Below are 22,006 nucleotides of genomic sequence, written 5' to 3'. Positions count from 1 at the left end.
TTCCATGCGCAATAAGCTTCGCGTTCGTTCGTCAGCCGCGCTCGTGTTTCTTCTCACGGCCCAGGCTCATGCGGCTGGCTCCGGGATGCCTTGGGAACAGCCGCTGCAGCAGATCCTGGAGTCGGTGCAGGGACCGGTCGCCAAGATCATCGCGGTGATCATCATCATCACCACCGGCCTGACGCTTGCCTTCGGTGACACGGGAGGCGGCTTCCGCAGGCTGATCCAGATCGTCTTCGGCCTGTCGATCGCCTTCGCGGCATCGAGCTTTTTCCTATCCTTCTTCTCCTTCGGCGGCGGAGCGCTCGTCTGATGGCGGGCGGAGAGCAGCATATCGAGGGCTTTGAAGTTCCCGTTCACCAGGCCCTGACCGAACCGATCCTGCTGGGCGGTGCGCCGCGAGCCGTGGCGATCCTCAATGGCACGGTGGCCGCCGCCATCGGCCTTGGCTTGCAGCAGTGGATTGCCGGGCTGGTCCTCTGGATCGCGGGACACACGCTCGCGGTCTTTGCCGCAAGACGCGATCCGGACTTCGCGGGCGTGCTTGTCCGTCATCTTCGTCAGAAGGGTTGGTTTGGATGCTGAAGCTTTCAGAATACCGCAGCAAAGCCGAAAGGCTTGCCGACCATCTGCCCTGGGCCGCATTGGTCGCGCCCGGCATCGTGCTCAACAAGGACGGCAGCTTTCAGCGGACCTTCCGGTTCCGCGGGCCCGATCTCGAAAGCGCGGCGGAAGCGGAACTTGTCGGCATATGCGCGCGGGCGAACAATGCGCTGAGAAGGCTCGGCTCCGGCTGGGCATTGTTCTTTGAGGCCGAGCGCATCGAAGCGCTGGAGTATCCGAGCTCGCGTTTTCCAGACGCAGCGTCATGGCTGGTCGACGAAGAACGGCGCGCGGCGTTCGAGGGCAAGGTCGCGCACTTCGAGAGCCGCCATAACCTGACCTTGCTGTTCATGCCGCGGCCGGATGGCCAGGCACGTGCCGAAAGCGCGCTGGTCGATGCGCATCGTTCCGAAGGCGCGAGAGACTGGCATCAGGAGTTGGCGCGGTTCCGTGACGAGACCGACCGGGTTCTGGATCTTCTGTCGGGCTTCATGCCCGAAGTGCGCGTTCTCGACGATGCAGAGACGCTGACTTATCTCCACGGCACAATCTCGACCCGCCGCCATCCAGTGGCCGTGCCAGAAACAACGATGTATCTCGACGGCGTCCTGGTCGATGCGCCGCTTAGCGGTGGCTTGGAGCCGATGCTGGGCGACCAGCACCTGCGCACGCTCACAATCCTCGGTTTCCCGAACGTCACACGGCCCGGAATCCTCGATGCGCTCAATCATCAGGAATTCGCCTATCGCTGGATGACGCGCTTCATTCCGCTCGGCAAGACGGAAGCCACAAAGACACTGACGCGCTTGCGGCGGCAGTGGTTTGCCAAGCGCAAGTCGATTGCGGCCATCCTGCGCGAGGTCGTGACCAATGAACCCGTCCCGCTCCTCGACAGCGATGCCGATAACAAGGCACTCGATGCCGACGCAGCACTTCAGGCTTTGGGCGGCGATCACGTCGGCTTCGGCTACCTCACGACAACGGCGACGGTGTGGGACGAGGATCACCAAGCCGCCGCGGAAAAACTTCGCGCGGTCGAACGCATCGTCAACGGCCTCGGCTTCACCACAATCCGTGAAAGCACCAATGCGGTCGAGGCGTGGCTCGGCTCGTTGCCCGGTCATGTCTATGCCAACATTCGCCAGCCGCTCGTTCACACGCTGAACCTTGCCCATCTCATGCCGCTGTCGTCGGTGTGGGCCGGCCCGACGGCGAACGAGCATCTGGCCAAGATCACCCAGCGGGAGGCCCCGCCGCTTCTGTTTGCCCAGGCCAGCGGGTCGACACCGTTCCGGCTTTCTACCCATGTCGACGATGTCGGCCATATGTTGGTCGTTGGTCCGACCGGTGCCGGCAAGTCGGTTCTGCTTGGCCTGATTGCTCTGCAGTTCCGACGCTATGCCGGCGCGCAGGTGTACGTCTTCGACAAGGGCAATTCCGCGCGTGCCACAACGCTTGCCATGGGTGGAGAGCACCACGCGCTAGGCGCCGACAGCACGTCTGCCTTTCAGCCGCTGCGTAACATCGACAAGCAGGTTATCCGCACCTGGGCAGCAGAATGGATCACCGGCCTCATTGCCCATGAGAACGTCACCGTTACGCCGGAGGTGAAGGAGGCGATCTGGTCGGCACTGACCAGCCTTGCCACCGCGCCGGCGCAGGAACGTACGCTGACCGGCCTGTCGATCCTGCTTCAGTCCAATGAACTGAAGTCTGCATTGATGCCCTACACGCTGGACGGCCCCTTCGGCCGGCTGCTCGATGCTGATGATGATCGGCTGGCCCTGTCGGATGTGCAGTGTTTCGAGACCGAGGAGTTGATGCATCAGGAAGGCGCCGTTGTGCCGGTGCTCACCTATCTGTTCCACCGGCTCGAGGAGCGCTTCGACGGCCGGCCGACGCTGCTCATGCTCGACGAGGCGTGGGTGTATCTCGACAACCAGCTCTTTGCCGCCCGCATCCGCGAGTGGCTTAAGGTGCTGCGAAAGCGGAACGTGTCGGTTGTCTTCGCGACGCAGTCGCTTGCCGACATTGCAGGCTCTTCGATCGCGCCGGCGATCATCGAGGGCTGTCCACAGCGCATTTTTCTTCCCAATGACCGTGCCGTGGAACCGCAGGCGCGGGCAGCCTACGAGCGCTTCGGTCTGAACGAGCGACAGATCGAACTGATCGCCCGCGCCACGCCGAAGCGCCATTACTATTTGCAGTCGCGCCGTGGCAACCGTCTCTTCGAACTCGGGCTTGGCCCCATTGCTCTGGCGCTGTGCGGCACCTCCGATCCGGCCACTCAGAGCCTGATCGACACCATCCTGTCCGAGCACGGGCAGGACAGCTTTGCCTCGCGTTTCCTGAGCGCACGCGGCCTCGATTGGGCCGCCGAGCTTCTCCGGCAATTCCATCAACCAAACAAGGAGCAATCGTCATGATGCGGCGCCGCCTTCTCACCAGCCTGATCACCGTTTCCCTGATCGCCAAACCGATGGCCGACTACATCCAGCCGGCCTCCGCCCTGATCGTATTCGATCCGTCGAACTATACGCAGAACGTGCTGACGGCGGCACGCTCGCTGGAGCAGATCAACAACCAGATCCAGTCGCTGCAAAACCAGGCGACCATGCTGCAGAACATGGCGCGCAACCTTCAGCGTCTGGACTTTTCCTCGGTTGGTCAACTCACCGGCGCGCTCCATCGCGTCGACGGGCTGATGGTGCAGGCGAGCGGGCTGAGCTTTGATCTCGACCAGCTTCAAGACCAGTGGCGCAAGCAATATCCGGAAAGCTACGACGCCGCGATCAAGGTCAGCGACGTGGCGAGCGCCGCGCGCGAGCGCTGGCAGAGCGCGATGCAGGCATTCCGCCAGACCATGGGCGTCCAGTCGCAGATTGTCGAGAACGTCCGTACCGATGGCGACCTGCTTTCCGATCTCGTCAACCGCAGCCAGGGCGCGGCTGGTTCGCTTCAGGCAAGCCAGGCCGCCAACCAGCTGATCGCCCTCTCCACCAAGCAGCAGATGCAGATCCAGACGCTGCTCGCGACGCAGTTTCGGGCTGAGGCTGAGGATGCGGCGCGCAAGGCACAGTCCGAGGAAGCTGCCCGCGAGACCACGCGGCGCTTCCTTGGCTCCGGCACAGCCTATTCCGGCAACTGACAAGCATCTCTTCGAACGAGGAAGGCGGCGGCATGAACGACCTCGGCGTCATTGATCGCTTCATGGAGACCTTCATCCGCTATATTGATAGCGGGTTCGGCCTGCTTTCGGGCGACGTCGCCTTCCTAACTACGATCCTGATCGGCATCGACATCACACTGGCAGGCCTGGCCTGGGCGCTCGGCGGCGAACCCAATGTTCTCGGGCGGCTCACCCGGAAGGTGCTCTATGTCGGCGTCTTCGCCTTCATCCTGAACAATTTCAAGAATCTCTCCGACATCATCTACCGCTCCTTTGCCGGTCTCGGCATCAATGCCTCATCAGGCACTCTCTCCCCGGACAATCTCCTGCGGCCCGGCCGCATTGCCGCCGCCGGCTTCGAGGGCGCGTGGCCGCTGCTTGATCAGGCGAGCCAGTTTCTTGGCTTCCCTGAGTTCTTCGGCAACGCGCTCACCATCTTCGTGCTGCTTGTGGCCTGGTTCCTGGTCATCATCGCCTTCTTCATTCTTTCCATCCAGCTCTTCATCACCATCCTGGAGTTCAAGCTCACGACGCTGGCCGGTTTCATTCTGGTGCCTTTCGCACTCTGGAATCGGTCGGCCTTTCTGGCCGAGCGCGTGCTCGGCAATGTGATCTCATCGGGCATCAAGGTCATGGTGCTCGCCGTCATCGTCGGCATAGGCTCCACGCTCTTCGGCGAGTTCGCTTCCGCGTTGCAAGGCAAGGAGCCGGATCTGGCCGCCGCCATGGCACAGGTGCTTGGCGCGCTGGCCCTGCTTGGGCTCGGCATCTTCGGGCCTGGGATCGCTTCGGGCCTTGTCTCTGGCGCACCACAGCTTGGCGCGGGTGCCGCACTCGGGACAACGGCGGCCGCCGCCGGTGCATCGCTCGTTGCCGGAGGTGCGGCGTTTGCCGGCGCGCGCATGGCAACCGGCGGCAGCCTCGCCGCAGTCCGCGCCGGCACAACCATGGGATCGGCTGCTTCCACCGCTTGGCAGATCCGACGTGCAACCTCGCCCGACTCCGGCCTGTCCGGCGTAGCTGCTGGAATGCACGGCGTCACAAGCGCCGTCGCCGGCGCCATCATAGGCGGAGCGCGATCTGCTGCCGAACCGGTCAGGCGCAGCGCCGATGCCGGCCGTGAAGCCGCCTGGACTGCGACGGGCGGTACGCCGACCGCATCAATGACCGGAAGTCCTGCCGCTGCGAGCTCCGATACTGCTCCGACCTGGGCAAGGCGCCTTCGCTCCGAACAGAAAGCGCGAGCCCATCGTCACACCGCGATGCAAGCCCTCCGTGAGGGCGATCGGCCGGGCGGCAGCGCCAATCCCTCCCTCAACGATAAGGACGACTAGATGCTCTTCAAGCGACCCGTTCAGCGTTACGGGAAGACACCCGAACCCGTCACACCGTATCAAAAGGCCGGTCAGCTCTGGGATGAGCGTATCGGGTCCGCCCGCGTTCAAGCCAGGAACTGGCGGCGCATGGCCTTCGGCAGCCTGGCACTGGCGATCGGGCTTTCCGGCGGGCTGATGTGGCAATCGATGCAAAGCCGCGTCGCTCCCTACGTCGTCGAGGTCGACCGGTTCGGCGAAGCACGCGCCGTCGCACCAGCGATCCAGAACTACGAGCCGTCGGATGCACAAATTGCCTGGCACCTCGGCCGATTCGTTTCGAATGTCCGCGCCATCTCCACCGATCCGGTGCTGGTGCGCCAGAACTGGCTTTCGGCCTACGATTTCGCCACCGACCGTGCCGCTCTTTTCCTCAATGAATACGCAAAGGCGAACGACCCGTTCGGAAAGATCGGTACGCGCAGTGTTTCGGTGCAGGTCACCAGTGTCGTGAGAGCCTCCGACAACTCCTTCCAGGTCAAGTGGGCCGAACAGGTCTATGAGCGCGGCAGCCTCGCCAGCACCAGTCGCTGGACCGCGATCCTTACAGTGGTGATCCGCCCGCCAAGCAATGCAGACCAGCTGCGCCGAAATCCCCTTGGCGTCTTCATCAATGCCATCGACTGGTCGCGCGAACTCGACAGCGCCGCGCCGACACCCGTTTCCCCGAAGGAGTCCGCCAATGAAGAATAAAATGTCCTCGGTCCGTGCCGCGCTGATTCTGTCGGCGTCGGCAGCGGTCCTCTGCGCCTGTGCATCGAAGCCGGTACCGCCACCTCAGATTTCCTATGACGCTGCTGAGTTCAAACCGGCGGCAATTGAAAAGGCCCCGGAAAAGCCGGTCAAGGTCGTCGAGGTGCCAAAGCCCCTGCCGCTACCCGGCCAACTGCAGCCCGAACCGGGCAAAATCGTTGCAGACAAGCGCTCCCCTGAAGAACGTGTCGCAGATGCCAACAAGGCGGCGACGCAGCAGCCCAACAAGTATGGCTATGTCAACGCGGTACAGGTCTATCCCTACACGGAAGGAGCACTTTACCAGCTCTACGCCGCACCCGAGCGCGTCGTCGACATCGCGCTGCAACCAGGCGAGAAACTCTCATCTGTGTCGGCCGGCGATACAGTGCGCTGGGTGATTGGCGACACTGTCAGTGGATACGGCGACAACGAGCGAACCCACGTGCTGGTGAAGCCCTTCGCACCGGGGCTCAGCACCAATCTGGTCATCAGCACCAACCGGCGGACCTATCACCTGCAGCTTCAAAGCACGGAAAAGACGGCTATGGCGGCTATTTCCTGGACCTACAGCGAGGACCAGATCATCGCGCTTCGCCGGCGCAACGCTCAAGCCGAGGCAGCCATGCCGGTGGCGTCGAATGTGGCGCTCGAGAATATTCGCTTCCGCTATTCGATTACCGGCGACGCGCCGCCTTGGAGGCCGACGCGTGCCTTCGACGATGGCCGCAAGGTCTATATCGAATTCCCGCGCCGCATCGATCAGGGCGAGGCGCCGCCGCTCTTCGTCGTTGGAGCTGACGGGGACAGCCAGCTCGTCAATTACCGCATGCGTGGCAACTATTACATCGTCGATCGCCTCTTTGCCGCGGCCGAACTGCGGCTCGGCGCCAAGCAGCAGCAGGTGGTCCGCATCACGAGAACTGACGGCCGGCAGCCGCCCCGGCGGATAGCACATTTTGCGCGTTCGGACAGGTGAGGGGGAAGGTATCATGACCGACACTACTCGCTCCAATGCTCCGCCGAAACTCGACCCCGAACAGCTGCAGTTACGGGCCTCACCCCGTCGTGCGGTGCGATTCAAGCGCGGTGTTATCATCGCGATCGCTGCACTTGGATCCAGCGCCATATTCGGCGTCACTATCCTGGCGTTGCAGGGACCGGCACTGCGCATCAAAGAGCAGGCAGAGGAGCTTTACAACACCCAGCGCAAGCCAACCGCCGAGGGACTTGAAACGCTTCCAAGCGACTATTCCGGCATAAAGCCGAACCCGCCTGTGCTCGGCCCGCCATTACCAGGCGATCTGGGCCGGCCGATCCTCGAACGCCAGCGCCAGCTCGGCATCGCGCCGGGGCACGAGATTTCCGACGAGGAACAGCGGCTTGCTCAGCAGGCGATTGAGGCACGTGAATCGCAAGTCTTTTTTTCGATTGAGAATCGATCCCGGCAGATAGACGTCGCCGGCAGTGGGCAGGATGTGCAGAGGCCAATTGAGCCGCTTCGGCAATCCGATGCCGCACGCGCGTCGGTTTCCGTTGCCCCGGCCGAGGGCGACCAGAACAATCAGCAGCGCAAGCTCGATCTTATCAGCCAGCGGAACACAAGCGGGATCTACAACCCGCATTCCTTGCAGACGCCGGCTTCGCCGTATCAGCTGATGGCCGGCAGCGTGATCGCAGCAAGCCTGATCACCGGCATCAATTCCGACTTGCCCGGCCTCGCCGTCGCACAGGTCACCGAGAATGTGCACGACACGGTCACCGGCAGTATCTTGCTTATCCCACAGGGGTCTCGCCTGATCGGCACCTATGACAGCGTTGTCGCCTTCGGGCAAAGACGCGCGCTGCTGGTCTGGCAACGCATTTTGCTCCCCGACGGCTCGTCAATCGAAATCGACAATCTGCCCGCGACAGACACTGCCGGCTATGCTGGCCTTGAGGACAAGGTGGATTTCCACACTTGGCAGCTGATCAAGGGAGTTGCATTAGCCACATTGCTTGGCGTCGGCACGGAATTGAGCCTCGGGGAAGACGAAAGCGATCTGGTGAAAGCAATCCGGGAATCCGCCCAGCAGAACGTCAGTCGGGCCGGCCAGCGCATCACCGAAAAGAACCTCAATATTCAACCCACCATCACCATCCGCCCCGGTTGGCCGCTGCGCGTTGTCGTACACAAGGATCTCGTGCTGGGGGAGTACCCGAGTTGAACAGGAGTAGTCATGGCCAACCTGAAATTGGGAAAGCTTCCAGACCGGACGCCTTCCAAGATCACTATCACCGTTAGCGCGGACCTGAGCCAAGCGCTCCAGGACTATGCGGCGCTTTACCGTGAGACCTACGGCGAGTCGGAAACAGTGGCCGAACTCATTCCATTTATGCTGGCGGGGTTTCTGGAAGGCGACCGAGCGTTTGCCAAGGCCAGAAAGAAGGTTTGACGACGGCCAGCATACCGGACAGGCCCCAATGCCTGGGAGGCTCAGATTCCGAGTAATTGAGGCAGAGAGTTGGTCAAGTCCACCCATGGCTCGCCACCCGATCGCGGGGTGTCCATCGACACTATCGCTAGAGGAACACGAATCCTGTCTGGCTGTCGCGGCCTAGTGGTCGTGCCGAAGCCCAGGCACCCGGGTATACCAAGAATGCGGAGTAACACTGGGTCGATGTCATCATCGGCAGCACGTAGATGCTCCGCATCAGTTTAACTTTGCCCGTCTTCGATTGGTAATGGCTATGTGTCGTTCGTTTCCCCCACGAGAGAGAGAGAGAGAGAGAGAGAGAGAGAGAGACACCTTAACTTTCGCATCTTCAGGTACGCGGACGATAGCGTCGCCTATGGCGAACGACTTTCCCATCAGGTTCTGAACGCGTCTTGTTGCTAAGGTCGCCAATGGCTAGTCAAACGTCGAGCAGTCGGTTCGCGACCGACTCAAACCGCGACCGCACTATCTGGCTCAAACTGCGACCGAGTGCCTGGCCGTTCCGCTTTGAAAATGTTTGTCGAACTTGGCCGCGATGCTTCGGACGAAGGGGCGACTTTCAGCCGGCACGACCAAACTGTCGCCATCGAGTTCCAGCAATCGAACGGGATCGTGGAGGGCCATGGTACTCGACTGAAGAAGGAGCTTCTGGCCGGCTTTGCCGAAGCGCTCCACCAGATCGACTGCCGAGAAGGCGAAATCACACATCAGCCTTTCGATGATCCAGCCGCGAACGCGGTCGTCGTCGGAAAGCGCGATACCCCGGACAGTCGCCAGCCCGCCGTGCGCAACCATACCTGCGTACTCGGCGGTTGAAGTCTTGTTCTGTACGTAGCCCTGGCGAAAACGGCCGATGGACGAGGGGCCAAGTCCGATCAAAGTCTCGCAGCGATCCTCGGTGTAGCCCTGAAAATTGCGACGCAAAGCCCCTGCGCGGGACGCTATCGCCAAGGCATCGCCCGGCTTGGCAAAATGATCGAGCCCAATTGTTTCATATCCCTTATCCACAATCGCTCGCGCAGCGAGTTGCGATTGGACGAACCGCTCGGCAGGGCCAGCCAGCCACGCTTCGTCGATCATCGTCTGGTGCTTCTTAAACCAGGGCACATGCGCGTAGCCGAACAACGCCATCCTGTCCGGTTCCAGCGTCAGCGCCTGCGCTAGGGTGGAACAGACGCTCTCCCTGGTCTGGTGCGGCAAGCCGTAGAGCAGGTCCAGATTCACAGAACCGACCCCGCAGGAGCGAACTCTGTCGACGACAGCCTTCGTCTGCAAAAAGCTTTGCTCGCGGTTGATTGCCTTTTGCACTTTTGGATCGAAATCCTGGACGCCGAGACTCGCCCTGGTCATGCCGATTCCGGCGAGCGCATCAAGGCGCGCCTCATCCATGTCGTTTGGATCGATCTCGACGCTGATTTTCGTATCCGAGACAAAATCGAAGCTGTCGCGCAAAAACGTGCCAAGAGCCACCATGTCCCCGGGCTTCAGCATGGTGGGCGAACCGCCGCCGAAGTGGACTGCGCGGACATGCCCCTTTCTGCTGACGAGACCCGCCAACCGTCGCGATCTCCGCTTTTAGCGAGCGCAGATAGGCGGCCACCGGCTCATAGTGACGCGTCTGCTTAGTATGACACGCACAGAACCAGCACAGTCTGTCGCAATAGGGGATGTGCAGATAAAGCGAGATCTCGCCGCCACTTTCGAGTGCCTCCAGCCAGTCGCGATAAACGGCGACATCGACGCCTGCGTGAAAATGCGGCGCAGTCGGATAACTGGTATATCGCGGGACGTTCTCGCCAATCCTGGCAGCTAATGCCGATTGCATGTCCTTTGTCCACCGTGTTTGCATCGCTGGGACTCTGGACGCATTGGTGAGCCAAATCCCTGATTTTGATCAAACCACGAGCAAGGACAAACTGCCGCAAGGATTTCTCTACCGTAGATTGGTACCCTGCCGGCAATTGGGATCGGGTGGAGCGAGCGCATGACAGTACGGCACGACATTCATACTTCCGGCATTCCCGTTCTTTGCCTCTCATGCGAGGCACGGCGTCGCGGCGTCTGCGGTGCGCTCGATCCAGATAATTTGGTTGGGCTCGCCAAGACTTGCTCTCGGCGCCAGATCGAGTCAGGAGTGGAACTGATCGGCGACGCACAGGCGGTCGACAGCTATTCGAACGTGCTTTCAGGCGTGGTGAAGCTGACAAAGAGCCTTTCGGATGGGCGCCAGCAGATCGTCGGTCTCCAGTTTGCACCGGATTTTCTGGGACGTCCTTTTAAGGTGGAAAGCTTGATCAATGCGGAAGCGGTGACAGCTGTCACGCTGTGCTCGTTTCCAAGGGCAGCCGTCGAACGGATGATGAAGAAGTCGCCGGAATTCGAGCATCGCCTGCTCAAGCAGACGCTGAATGAACTCGATGAAGCACGCGAGTGGATGGTGACGTTGGGGCGCAAGACCGCATCGGAAAAGGTGGCGAGTTTTCTCCTCATGATCGCTCGGAATATGGATTCCAGTGTTGACCCGGCAGCCAGGTCAGCGTCCTTCGATCTGCCGCTGACGCGTGCCGAGATCTCTGATTTCCTTGGAATTACGAACGAGACTGTGACCCGGCAGCTGACGCGATTGCGGGCTGACGGCGTGATCCGGATCGAGAACACACGCCATGTGATGGTGGACAGCATGAGCCGTCTGGAGCAGCGCTGTGGCGGCCTAGGCGCGCGGCAACCCTAACCCGCGAGGCCCACGTCGCTTATTCGGGTCCGCGGCAGGACATGTTCGCGTTCTATGCGTGTCACCGCCAGCCTTCGAAGGAGCCGCGTAGCACGATCGCAACAGCTTCAGCGCTTTCTTTCGGATCACAATGACCAATGGTGTGTTTTGAGCACATTCCGACGAAGCATTGATCCTCTAGGGTGGCCAACGCGTAACCGGCCGGTGGGGGCAAGATTGCCCCTCTGCAGACGTTGCCTCATCCACATCGCCCGCGATCGCCTCTACGCCCGATCCGGTGATCGAAACGACGATGCGGAGGCGCATCCGGCTGACCGAACAGATCGCGATGCCGCCGCCGGCCGGCTCCGACGTCTTGAGATTATGCGAACTTGCTGTCCGCCGGCGAAAAACGGACGTTCGCATCGTCATTGCCTTGCTTGCCGTGTTGGCGGGTGACGTTGAGCACCGTCTCCACCGTCAAAGGCGCGGCTTCGGCGCCGTTGGCTGCGTACCGATCACCGGCCGAGGTGCGAGTTCGATGCGCTCGGCCGCGGGCATTCAGCACTGAAGTTCTTGGACAGCAGCGCCAGCGGCGACCAACGATGGCCACCTTGCGCGCCACCGGCCAGGCGCCCTCGCAGTCCTTCAGCACGACATGGTCGACGCTGAGCGCTCCCGAGCAGATGCCGTTGATGCCGCTGATCTTGCGCTCGTCGGTCGAAGCCAGACGCGAAATGGTGCCGGCGAGGTTGTCTCGTCCACGCTCGGTCCTGGTTAGGACAACGAGCGCCCCAATCGCTCCGGCGACCTCGATGACAGCGTGTAGAGGACAATGCGAAGGATGCGCCTGAATATCTCCATCACTCAGAACGCCTGTCCGATGCCGACATAGATGCCGTACTTCCGATCGCCGGGGTTCGGTTGAGTGGTATGGCGGCGTCGATGCGCAGCGGCCCGACGGCGCGAGATAGCGCAGGCCGACACCGGCGCCGACCTTGACGTCGGAGAAGTTGGGAACCGACATATTCGATACCGCACCGGCATCGACGAACGGCACGACGCCGATCGTGTCGGTGATGGCGATGCGCATCTCGAACGAGGTCTCGAAGAAGGACAGCCCGCCGATCGGCTCTCCGTCGGCGTCCTTCGGACCGATGCCCTGATAAGCATAACCGCGGATCGAGCCGCCGCCGCCAGAATAGAAGCGCCGGTCGGCCGGAACATCCTGAAGGCCGGCGCCGATGATCGAGCCGATGGCGACGCGTTCGGCCAGGACGAACTTCGAGGCCGCGTCGAGCGCCTGATAGGCCGATCCTTCGCCCCTCAGCTTGACGAAGGCGGCACCGTTCAAAATGTCGTAGCTCGGCTCGGCATAGGCCAGCGCCCTGAATCCGGTCGTCGGGTTGAGCCGGCTGTCGCGGTTGTCGTAGACATAGCGCAGCGGAACGCTGGCAATCAGATAGGTGTGCTTGCCGAAAGAATCGGTGATCTTCGAATAGTCGAGCGCGACTTCCGCCGAAACCGTCTGCTGCCTGTCGAGGTCATACGACAGGCCGGTGTTGCCCTTGACCGAGAAACGGTCGTAGGCGTCGGGATGCTCCAGCACGGTGTTGGCGCCGGCGAAGAATTTAGACGCCGGCCCGACCACGCCCGGCTTTTCGAACATGATGCCGGCATTGTAGTTGAGCTCGGTCAGTTCGTTGCTGCCGATGCCGCTGATTTCGCCCTCGATGCGCAGTTTTTCGGCACGGCCGAACAGATTGCGGTGACCCCAATAGCCTTCGAGGCCGAGCCCCTCGGTGTTGGAGAAGGTGCCGCCAAGACCGAAATAGCGCGGCTTGCGCTCGCTCACTTCAACGCCGATCGGGATGTTGCCGTCGGCGTCGAGACCGTCGGCCTCTTTCAGCGTGACGCTGTTGAAGACTTCCAGCCCGAGCAGCCGGTCGCGCGCCTCGTCGACCTCTTCCGGCGAATATTGGCGGCCGCGCTTCAGGCCGGTCATGTATTCGGTGAAATCGCGGTCGACCTTCTCGGTGCCTTCGACCGTGGTGTCGCCGTAGCCGGCAACCGGCCCGGCGGCCACGGTCAGCGTCACGTCGAGCGTCGAGGTGGCGTGATCGGCAACGATCTCGCGGGCCGTCACCTTGGCCAGCGGCCTGCCTTGTTCCTTGAGCGCCCGCACGATCGACGCCTCGGCCTTGAGCACGGCACCGGAACCGGCATCGCCGCCGGCGATCAGGCCGAAATCGGCGCCAGCCAGCCCCGCCGCGTCGCCCTCCAGCCTGATGTCGCCAAGCGTGAACTTCGGCCCGGCCGCAATGTTGATAACCACCGGAATCGGCTGCGGACCCAAAAATTCGGCGTCGGGCGGCAAATCGTCGAGCCGCTTGCCATCGATGGTAATGGTGACGACGCCCTCATAGCGGGCGTCCGCATAAAGGGCGGCGACAAGCTGATCGCGGTCGGCACGCGCCTTGGCCAGCAGGCCGAGCGAACCGGAGACCGGACGTTCTTCGTCGTCCTTCAGCGCCGAGGCGTTTTCGAGCTTCTCGGCGAGATCCTCGTCGGCGTCGGGCGCCTCGATGGTCAACGCATAGCGCAGCGGATCGACGATGTCGGCATCTTCATCCGCATTTCCGCTCGCGCCGACCAGTGCTGTCGAGCATAGCAAGGCGGAAAGCAAGGCGAGCGAAAACACGCGCCGTGGCGCGGTTCCTCCCGACATCTGCCTTTCAGACGCCGACATTAGGTCACCTAGCTGCCGAAAAATCGTGCGGCCCTGACATGGATCAGGGCGAACAGGCGGCGGCTACGCGATGAGTGCACAGCGGATTTGGCGTTCACCGGATTCGAGATCGGGACCTGCGATGAAATTCGGCACAGAGATCGTCCTTCTAAGCCTGGTTGCTTTTGCGGCCCTGGTGGCTGCCGGCTTCGGGGTGGACGAACCTTTTAGGCAGCATATGTGGGTGCTGTTCACCGTGCTGCTTGGCTTTATGGCCATCCTTCTTCGGAACACGAGCTTCGCAGCGCCAGCTGCAATCGACCCGTCCGCCTATATGGATGGGCCGATCCGCTACGGTGCAATCGCCACCATGTTCTGGGGCGTGGTGGGAATGCTGGTCGGCGTCGTAATCGCGCTGCAGCTTGCCTACCCGGATCTCAATGTCGAGCCCTGGTTCAACTTCGGCCGCTTGCGGCCGCTGCATACATCCGGCGTGGTTTTCGCTTTCGGCGGCAATGCGCTGCTTTGCACGTCGCTCTACGTAGTGCAGCGCACCTGCCGCGCCAGGCTGTTCGGCGGCGATCTCGCTTGGTTCGTGTTCTGGGGCTATCAGCTTTTCATCGTCATGGCCGCGACCGGCTACCTGCTCGGCATCACCGAGAGCCGCGAATACGCTGAGCCCGAATGGTATGTGGACATTTGGCTGACTATCGTTTGGGTCGCCTACCTCGTCCTGTTTCTCGGCACCATCCTGAAGCGCAAGGAACCGCACATCTACGTCGCCAACTGGTTCTATCTATCCTTTATCGTGACGATCGCGATGCTGCATGTAATCAACAATCTGTCGATGCCCGTCTCGTTTGTGGGTTCGAAGAGCTATTCAGCCTTCTCCGGCGTCCAGGATGCCTTGACGCAGTGGTGGTACGGCCACAATGCCGTCGGCTTCTTTCTCACCGCCGGATTCCTCGGCATGATGTATTATTTCGTGCCCAAGCAGGCCAACCGGCCGGTTTATTCCTACCGGCTGTCGATCATCCACTTCTGGGCGCTTATCTTTCTCTATATTTGGGCCGGCCCGCACCACCTCCACTATACCGCCTTGCCCGACTGGGCGCAGACGCTCGGCATGGCGTTCTCGATCATGCTCTGGATGCCCTCATGGGGCGGTATGATTAACGGTCTGATGACGCTGTCCGGCGCCTGGGACAAGCTGCGGACGGACCCGATCATCCGCATGATGGTCATGGCCATAGCCTTCTATGGCATGTCGACCTTCGAAGGCCCGATAATGTCGATCAAGACGGTCAATTCGCTCTCGCACTACACCGACTGGACCATCGGGCACGTCCATACAGGCGCGCTCGGTTGGGTCGGCATGATCTCGTTCGGCGCGGTCTATTTCATGGTGCCCAAGTTGTGGAACCGCGAGCGGCTCTATTCGCTGCGGCTCGTCAACTGGCACTTCTGGCTGGCAACGTTCGGGATTCTCGTCTACGCGGCGGTGATGTGGGTCTCCGGCGTCATGCAGGGCCTGATGTGGCGCGAGTACGACGAGCAGGGCTTTCTAGTCTTCTCCTTCGCCGAAACTGTCGCCGCCATGCATCCCTACTACGTCATGCGTGCCATCGGCGGCGCAATGTACCTGTCCGGCGCACTGATAATGGCTTGGAATGTCACTATGACAATCCTTGGCTACCAACGCGAGGAGGAGCCGATGCCGCATCCGATCGCCGCCGTCCGACCTTCGCGATCAGGAGCCTAAAATGAAGAACGCCACTCTTCTTCTTGTGGGCTCCCTCCTGGTGGTGACGATCGGTGGTATCGTCGAAATCACACCGCTCTTCTATCTCGACAACACGGTCGAGAAGGTCGAGGGCATGCGGCCCTATTCGCCGCTCGAACTCGCCGGCCGCAACATCTATGTGCGCGAGGGCTGCTACCTCTGCCACAGCCAGATGATCAGGCCATTTCGCGACGAGGTCGAGCGCTATGGAAACTACAGCCTGGCGGCTGAGTCTATGTACGATCACCCTTTCCAGTGGGGATCGAAACGCACTGGACCGGACCTCGCCCGCGTCGGCGACCGTTACTCGAACGGATGGCACGTTCAGCATCTTGTGGATCCGCGCTCAGTGGTTCCGGAATCGATCATGCCGAGCTACGCGTTCTTGAAGGAAACGCCGATCGAGGTGAAGGACTTCTCGACGCACCTGATTGCGAACAGCCGTGTGGGCGTGCCGTACTCCGATGACATGATCGCCAACGCGAATGCCGATCTCATGGCGCAGGCGAATCCCAACGTCGACACATCCGGTCTTGAAGCTAGGTATCCAAAGGCCAAGCTCGGTGACTTCGATGGGGATCCGCAACAGGTCACCGAGATGGACGCGCTGGTCGCTTACCTCCAGGTGCTTGGCACCCTGGTCGATTTCAAAAACTACGATGAAGCCGCCGGTTACCGCTGAGGAGAAATGGTGATGACCTACAACTTCATGCGGGCGTTTGCCGACACTTGGGGCCTGCTCGCTATGGCGCTGTTCTTCGTCGGATGCATCACCTTTGCGCTCCGTCCCGGCAGCAGGACGCGAGCCGATGAAGCTGCTCAAATCCCTCTCAAGGACGGCTGATCATGAGCGGTGAGCACATTGACGAAGTCTCCGGCGTCTCGACCACCGGTCATGAATGGGATGGGATCAAGGAGCTCAACAATCCGCTCCCGCGCTGGTGGGTGATCACCTTCTACGTCACCATCGTCTGGGCGATCGGCTACACCATCGCTTATCCCGCATGGCCTATGCTGAGATCCGCCACCCGAGGCGTGCTTGGCTATTCCAGCCGCAACGATGTCAAGAACGAGCTTGCGGTGACCGAGGTGGCCAAAGGCAAGTATGTTGCCGCCCTTCAGGCCAAAACCGTCTCGGAGATCGCGGCCGACGATGCGCTGCGTGAAGTCGCCATCAATGCGGGGGGCGCCGCGTTCAAGGTAAATTGTGTTCAGTGCCATGGCTCCGGCGCCCAGGGTTCGAAGGGTTTTCCCAACCTGAATGATGACGACTGGCTGTGGGGCGGCAAGGCCGATCAGATCCAGGAGACAATCACGCATGGCATCCGCTTTGCCTCCGATCCCGATACGCGCCTGTCGGAAATGCCGGCCTTTGGTGACATCATTACACCCGAGCAGATTAGACAGGTCAGCGCTTATGTCTCGAGTCTCTCCGGCGCTGTTGGCGATCAAGCGTTGGTTACACCCGGGGCCGATGTTTTCGCCGAGAATTGTGCCGCGTGTCATGGAGATAAGGCAAAGGGAGATAGGGAGCTTGGTGCACCCGACCTGACCGACGCGATCTGGCTGTACGGAGCGGGCGAGGCGGCTATTGCCGCACAGGTTCGCGCGCCAAAGCAAGGCGTCATGCCGGCTTGGGGTGGGCGTCTCGGCGAGGTCAAGATCAAGGAACTTGCGGTCTATATCCATTCGCTTGGCGGCGGAGAATAGGAACGGAAGCCTATTCTCGGCCCTCCCCCGGCCAAGCGACGGGGCCCGGCGTGAGCCGGGCCTCGACACCATTCCGGCTGCGGCACGGACCGCCCTACGGGGAGGCTGTTCCACGGGCGGCCCTGACATCGGCTGCGGGACTGGAGATGCTACGTGCGTGATAAAACGCAGACAGAACCGCCCGAAGCACAAGCGATCGACCTCCCCAACACCCGTCAGCCGCTTTATGCCCCACGCAAGAAGGTTTTCCCCAAGCGAATCTCGGGTAATTTCCGTCGCTTCAAGTGGCTGGTGATGGCGATCACGCTGGCCATTTACTACCTGACGCCCTGGCTGCGCTGGGATCGAGGTCCATGTGCTCCCGATCAGGCCGTGCTGATTGATCTTGCCAACCGCCGCTTCTATTTCTTGTTCATCGAGATCTGGCCGCAGGAGTTCTTCTATGTGGCCGGCCTTCTCGTTATGGCCGGCATCGGCCTTTTCCTGATCACGTCCACAGTTGGCAGAGCCTGGTGCGGCTATACCTGTCCGCAGACCGTATGGGTCGATCTGTTTCTGGCTGTAGAGCGCGCGATCGAGGGAGATCGCAATGCCCGCATGAAGCTCGACGCCGGACCGTGGACTGCACGCAAGTTTGTGCTGCGTGTGTGGAAACACGCCATCTGGCTGGTCATAGCGGCAGCGACCGGCGGCGCCTGGATCTTCTATTTCGCCGATGCGCCATCGCTGATTGGCGAGGTCTTCGCTGGCACCGCTGCGCCGGTCGCCTACATCACCATCGGCGTGCTGACGGCAACCACCTACACATTCGGCGGGCTGATGCGCGAGCAGGTCTGCACCTATATGTGCCCGTGGCCGCGCATTCAGGCGGCCATGCTCGACGAAAATTCGCTCACCGTGACCTACAATGACTGGCGCGGCGAACCTCGCTCGCGGCACGCCAAGAAGGTCCAGGCCGCCGGGCAGTCGGTCGGAGACTGTGTCGATTGCAATGCCTGTGTCGCCGTCTGCCCGATGGGGATCGACATTCGCGATGGCCAGCAGCTCGAATGCATCACTTGCGCGCTGTGCATCGATGCCTGCGATAGCGTCATGGACAAACTCGGCAAGGAGCGCGGGCTGATCTCCTATGCGACGCTGTCCGATTACAACGCCAACATGGCGGTGGCGACGGCAGGCGGCTCTTGCTCGGTGGACCCGTCGCTCGTCAGGACCGCCGGCGGCGCCTTCTCCGACAAATTGGCCGATTTCCATATTCGCAAGGTCTTTCGGCCGCGCACTTTCATCTACATGGGTGCATGGTCGGCGGTCGGCATTGCGCTGCTCTATTCGCTGCTGACGCGCGACCGGCTCGAGGTCAACGTTCTGCACGACCGCAATCCGCAGTTCGTGACGCTGTCCGACGGTTCGATCCGCAACGGTTACACCGTCAAGCTGCTCAACATGATCCCAGAGCCAAGAACGATTATTGTCACCATGCAGGGCTTACAGGGAGCCGACATGAGCGTCGTTGGAATCGACCAGCCAGCAGATCGCTCATTTGCCATCGCTGTCGGACCAGACCGGCTAAACATGCTGAAGGTTTTCGTCCGCCAGCCGGCTGAGCAGCTCAAGGGCCAAGCGCAAACCTTCAAGTTCCGGGTCGAAGACAAAGCAAGTTTCGAGGCCGACGAATACACGGCCACTTTCAACGCACCGGAGATCGCCAGATGAGCGTCAATGCACGAAGCCCCCGCGAACTCACCGGCAGGCATATGTTGCTTATTGTTGTTGGCTTTTTCGGCGTGATCGTTGGTGTGAATCTGACCATGGCAACACTCGCCAGCATGAGCTGGACCGGCTTGGTCGTCGAAAACACCTATGTGGCCAGCCAGCAATTCAACCGAAAGGTCGAGGAAGGGCGCGCACAGGCGGCGCTCGGCTGGACTGGTAAATTGACGATCTCTTGGGGCGAAGTCCGCTACAGTCTCAGCGATGCCGCCGGCAAGCCGGTTCCCTTGCGTAGTGTCAAGGTGCTGTTTCGTCATCCTGCCTACGAGGGCGCGGACAAAGCTGTCACTCTCGCCGCTGCCTCGGGCCAGGAATTTGCCGCGCAGCACACGCTAAGGGATGGCGTCTGGATCGTCGAAATCGACACCGATGCTGGTCTTGCAGAGCCTTATCGCGACGTTCGCCGAATCATGATTTCTCAGGGAGCATTGCTATGAGCTGCTGTGCGCCGGGCGCTGAAATGGCGCTGAATCTGGACGGGGCGACATCCAGCTTGCCATCGAGCCAGGAGATCAGGTTGGCAAGCCGCTCGCTTGGCGATGACCTTAGCCAGACCGATCTGTCGGTGCCGACGGTTCACTGCGCGGCCTGCATCCATGCGATCGAGACGGCTCTCGGAAAGCTCGATCGCGTCGAGGGCGTTCGGGTCAACCTGTCAACGAAACGGGTATCGATCCGGTGGCGTGGGGATGAGGTTCCGCCATTCGCCGCCGCGCTTGGACGGCTGGGCTACGCGGCGCATCCGTTCGACCAGCAGGTTGGCGAGAAGGACAAGACGCTTTCGGAGCTGATCCGGGCCGTCGGCGTGGCCGGCTTTGCTGCGGGCAACATCATGCTGCTTTCCGTCTCGGTCTGGTCAGGCGCTGAAGGCGCGACGCGTGACCTGTTCCATTGGGTCTCGGCGCTGATCGCTATCCCGGCGCTCGCCTTCGCCGGCGGAATCTATTTCCGCTCGGCATGGAATGCGTTGCGTCACGGTCGCATGAACATGGACGTGCCGATTGCGGTTGGCGTTTCGCTCGCCTACGCAATGAGCCTCTACGAGACCATCAACCATGGCGACCACGCCTATTTCGACGCGTCGGTGTCGCTCCTGTTCTTCCTGTTGATCGGCCGCACGCTGGATCACGTGATGCGCGAGCGTGCCCGGACCGCCGTGAACGGCCTGTCACGGCTGGCGGCGCGGGGCGCCATGGTGCTGCGCGAGGACGGTTCGCGCGATTACCTGCCGGTTGAGGAGATCGAACCTGGCTTGCACCTGCTGATCACCGCCGGCGAAAGGATTCCCGTCGACGGCAAGATCATTCGAGGCTCTTCCGATCTCGACTGTTCACTGGTTTCCGGCGAGAGCACACCCAGAACCGTGACATCGGGGGAATCGGTGCAGGCCGGCACGCTCAATCTCACAGGCCCGCTGACCGTCGAGGCGACGGCCGCCGCGAAGGATTCTTTCCTGGCCGAAATGGTCCGGTTGATGGAAGCCGCCGAGGGCGGACGTGCGCGTTATCGCAGGATCGCCGACCGCGTTTCAGCGCTCTATGCTCCAGTGGTCCATCTGACCGCATTCGTGACGTGCCTTGGCTGGATGGTGGCCACCGGCGACTGGCACCGGGCAATAACGATCGCCATCGCCGTTCTCATCATCACCTGCCCATGTGCGCTCGGTCTCGCCGTGCCAATCGTGCAGGTGGTCGCCGCGCGGCGTCTGTTCGAAAGCGGCGTCATGGTCAAGGACGGTTCGGCCATGGAGCGCCTGGCGGCGATCGACACGGCGGTGTTCGACAAGACAGGAACGCTTACGCTCGGACAGCCCCGGCTCGTCAACGCGTCGTCCATCGATCCGGCCATGCTGGCAATCGCCGCCGACATGGCGGCGCATTCCCGCCACCCGTTCTCAAGGGCCATAGCCGGCTGTGCCGGCTATGCCGGTGAGCCGAAGCTGAGGTCCGTCAGCGAGCACCCTGGTTTCGGGATAGAAGCCACCGCCGCCGGCAGCACCTGGCGGCTTGGCCGATGCGGCTGGGCCGGGTGGAAGGCCCGAGCCGGCGGCGAAAGCAGATACGGCGGAACGGTTCTGACCAAAGACGGGATCATCGTGGCGTCCTTTGTCTTCGAGGACGTGCTGCGTGCAGACGCCAGAGCGGCTATCGAGCAATTAAACAACGCGCGGGTTTCCGTGGAAATGCTGTCTGGAGATACTGTAGCTGCCTGTGGCGAGGTCGCGGCGACGTTGGGCATCCATCACTTTGTCCCGGCGCTCATTCCGTCTGGCAAGGTCGAGTGTATCAAAACGCTCGCGAAGGATGGCCACAAGGTGCTGATGGTTGGCGACGGCCTCAACGACACACCTTCGCTGGGCGCGGCACACGTCTCGATGGCTCCAGCGACGGCGGCCGATGTCGGCCGCAAAGCAGCGGATTTCGTGTTCCTGCGCGAAAGCCTTTCGGTAGTACCCCTTGCCCTCGACATCTCGCGAAAGGCCGGACGGCTGATCCGGCAAAACATCGCCATCGCAATCGTCTACAACACCATCGCCGTGCCGATCGCTATCCTGGGACACGTCACGCCGCTGATCGCGGCAATCGCGATGTCGGCTTCTTCATTGCTTGTCATTGGCAATGCGCTGAGGCTGCAAGGCTTTGCTGCGAGCCCACCCGAGACGGTTCGTACGCACGGCAAACGTTCCAGTATCGGCGCATTGGCACGATCCTCATGACGACGCTTGTCTATCTCATACCCGTCGCTCTTTTTCTCGGCGCGTTGGGACTGTCCGGCTTCCTGTGGGCCTTGAGGAGCGGTCAATACGAGGATCTCGATGGAGCCGCCGAGCGTATCCTCATTGACCGGGAGGAGAGGCCGGAATGCTGATTCAAGCCGCCGTGCAGACGACTGTGCGGGCGTGGGTCGTCAGCCCGTCGGCCTCGTCGCTCAGGCTCCACAGCTAGCCTCCC

General features: G+C 61.5%; 19 protein-coding genes and 1 pseudogene. 18 read left to right on the top strand and 2 right to left on the bottom strand.

Annotated features, from left to right (window positions below; translation table 11 throughout):
• Positions 1 to 4 precede the first annotated feature (4 nt).
• From ACZ89F_RS22360 to ACZ89F_RS22320, 9 genes are read left to right on the top strand one after another with little or no spacing between them, the layout of a single operon-like run.
• Positions 5 to 313 (top strand): TrbC/VirB2 family type IV secretion system protein, encoded by a 309-nt coding sequence (locus tag ACZ89F_RS22360; RefSeq protein ID WP_476094246.1) that lies wholly within the window; start codon positions 5 to 7, stop codon positions 311 to 313.
• Positions 313 to 585, top strand: coding sequence for a VirB3 family type IV secretion system protein (locus ACZ89F_RS22355; protein WP_476094245.1), 273 nt, complete (start codon positions 313 to 315; stop codon positions 583 to 585). The genes ACZ89F_RS22360 and ACZ89F_RS22355 overlap by 1 nt, the downstream gene beginning before the upstream one ends.
• Positions 579 to 3,029: a conjugal transfer protein TrbE gene (gene trbE, locus ACZ89F_RS22350; protein WP_476094243.1), complete on the top strand. Its 2,451-nt coding sequence runs from the start codon at positions 579 to 581 to the stop codon at positions 3,027 to 3,029. Before ACZ89F_RS22355 ends, trbE begins: the two co-directional genes overlap by 7 nt.
• Positions 3,026 to 3,751: a P-type conjugative transfer protein TrbJ gene (trbJ, locus tag ACZ89F_RS22345; RefSeq protein WP_476094241.1), complete on the top strand. Its 726-nt coding sequence runs from the start codon at positions 3,026 to 3,028 to the stop codon at positions 3,749 to 3,751. The genes trbE and trbJ overlap by 4 nt, the downstream gene beginning before the upstream one ends.
• Before the next feature lie 32 nt (positions 3,752 to 3,783).
• Complete coding sequence (gene trbL, locus ACZ89F_RS22340; RefSeq protein ID WP_476094240.1) at positions 3,784 to 5,106, top strand: P-type conjugative transfer protein TrbL; 1,323 nt, start codon at positions 3,784 to 3,786, stop codon at positions 5,104 to 5,106.
• Positions 5,107 to 5,838, top strand: a complete 732-nt coding sequence (gene trbF, locus ACZ89F_RS22335; RefSeq protein WP_476094239.1) for a conjugal transfer protein TrbF — start codon at positions 5,107 to 5,109, stop codon at positions 5,836 to 5,838.
• The gene (gene trbG, locus ACZ89F_RS22330) at positions 5,828 to 6,856 is read left to right on the top strand and encodes a P-type conjugative transfer protein TrbG (protein WP_476094237.1); all 1,029 of its coding nucleotides are present in this window, start codon (positions 5,828 to 5,830) and stop codon (positions 6,854 to 6,856) included. The genes trbF and trbG overlap by 11 nt, the downstream gene beginning before the upstream one ends.
• A gap of 13 nt (positions 6,857 to 6,869) precedes the next feature.
• Positions 6,870 to 8,084, top strand: coding sequence for a TraB/TrbI/VirB10 family type IV secretion system protein (locus ACZ89F_RS22325; protein WP_476094235.1), 1,215 nt, complete (start codon positions 6,870 to 6,872; stop codon positions 8,082 to 8,084).
• A 12-nt stretch (positions 8,085 to 8,096) separates the two neighbouring features.
• Positions 8,097 to 8,312 (top strand): DUF2274 domain-containing protein, encoded by a 216-nt coding sequence (locus ACZ89F_RS22320; protein WP_476094234.1) that lies wholly within the window; start codon positions 8,097 to 8,099, stop codon positions 8,310 to 8,312.
• Positions 8,313 to 8,828: 516 nt separating this feature from the next.
• Here the strand turns inward: ACZ89F_RS22320 and hemN are convergent.
• A pseudogene (gene hemN, locus ACZ89F_RS22315) lies at positions 8,829 to 10,179 on the bottom strand (oxygen-independent coproporphyrinogen III oxidase).
• A 159-nt stretch (positions 10,180 to 10,338) separates the two neighbouring features.
• Here hemN and ACZ89F_RS22310 point away from each other — a divergent pair.
• Positions 10,339 to 11,085: a Crp/Fnr family transcriptional regulator gene (locus ACZ89F_RS22310; RefSeq protein ID WP_476094232.1), complete on the top strand. Its 747-nt coding sequence runs from the start codon at positions 10,339 to 10,341 to the stop codon at positions 11,083 to 11,085.
• A gap of 361 nt (positions 11,086 to 11,446) precedes the next feature.
• On the opposite strand, the gene ACZ89F_RS22305 is transcribed toward ACZ89F_RS22310, so the two are convergent.
• On the bottom strand, positions 11,447 to 13,792 hold the full coding sequence (locus ACZ89F_RS22305; RefSeq protein ID WP_476094230.1) for an autotransporter assembly complex protein TamA: 2,346 nt from the start codon (positions 13,790 to 13,792) through the stop codon (positions 11,447 to 11,449).
• A gap of 142 nt (positions 13,793 to 13,934) precedes the next feature.
• On the opposite strand from ACZ89F_RS22305, the gene ccoN reads away from it, so the two are divergent.
• From ccoN to ccoS, 8 genes are all read left to right on the top strand, one after another.
• The gene (gene ccoN, locus ACZ89F_RS22300; RefSeq protein WP_476094228.1) at positions 13,935 to 15,554 is read left to right on the top strand and encodes a cytochrome-c oxidase, cbb3-type subunit I; all 1,620 of its coding nucleotides are present in this window, start codon (positions 13,935 to 13,937) and stop codon (positions 15,552 to 15,554) included.
• A gap of 1 nt (position 15,555) precedes the next feature.
• Positions 15,556 to 16,257, top strand: coding sequence for a cytochrome-c oxidase, cbb3-type subunit II (ccoO, locus tag ACZ89F_RS22295; RefSeq protein WP_476094226.1), 702 nt, complete (start codon positions 15,556 to 15,558; stop codon positions 16,255 to 16,257).
• 12 nt (positions 16,258 to 16,269) lie between these two features.
• On the top strand, positions 16,270 to 16,419 hold the full coding sequence (locus tag ACZ89F_RS22290) for a cbb3-type cytochrome c oxidase subunit 3 (RefSeq protein ID WP_476094225.1): 150 nt from the start codon (positions 16,270 to 16,272) through the stop codon (positions 16,417 to 16,419).
• 2 nt (positions 16,420 to 16,421) lie between these two features.
• A complete protein-coding gene (gene ccoP, locus ACZ89F_RS22285) occupies positions 16,422 to 17,285 on the top strand; it encodes a cytochrome-c oxidase, cbb3-type subunit III (RefSeq protein WP_476094223.1) in 864 nt (287 codons plus the stop codon).
• Positions 17,286 to 17,438: 153 nt separating this feature from the next.
• Positions 17,439 to 18,998: a cytochrome c oxidase accessory protein CcoG gene (ccoG, locus tag ACZ89F_RS22280; RefSeq protein WP_476094221.1), complete on the top strand. Its 1,560-nt coding sequence runs from the start codon at positions 17,439 to 17,441 to the stop codon at positions 18,996 to 18,998.
• On the top strand, positions 18,995 to 19,492 hold the full coding sequence (locus tag ACZ89F_RS22275; protein WP_476094220.1) for a FixH family protein: 498 nt from the start codon (positions 18,995 to 18,997) through the stop codon (positions 19,490 to 19,492). Before ccoG ends, ACZ89F_RS22275 begins: the two co-directional genes overlap by 4 nt.
• Positions 19,489 to 21,771, top strand: coding sequence for a cation-translocating P-type ATPase (locus ACZ89F_RS22270; protein ID WP_476094219.1), 2,283 nt, complete (start codon positions 19,489 to 19,491; stop codon positions 21,769 to 21,771). The genes ACZ89F_RS22275 and ACZ89F_RS22270 overlap by 4 nt, the downstream gene beginning before the upstream one ends.
• Positions 21,768 to 21,923, top strand: coding sequence for a cbb3-type cytochrome oxidase assembly protein CcoS (ccoS, locus tag ACZ89F_RS22265; RefSeq protein ID WP_476094217.1), 156 nt, complete (start codon positions 21,768 to 21,770; stop codon positions 21,921 to 21,923). The genes ACZ89F_RS22270 and ccoS overlap by 4 nt, the downstream gene beginning before the upstream one ends.
• Positions 21,924 to 22,006: the final 83 nt, after the last annotated feature.

It is taken from the genome of Mesorhizobium sp. USDA 3734 (assembly GCF_056279665.1).
Note: the sequence above shows the minus strand (reverse complement) of the source record. Positions and strands in the feature narration are given on the sequence as shown.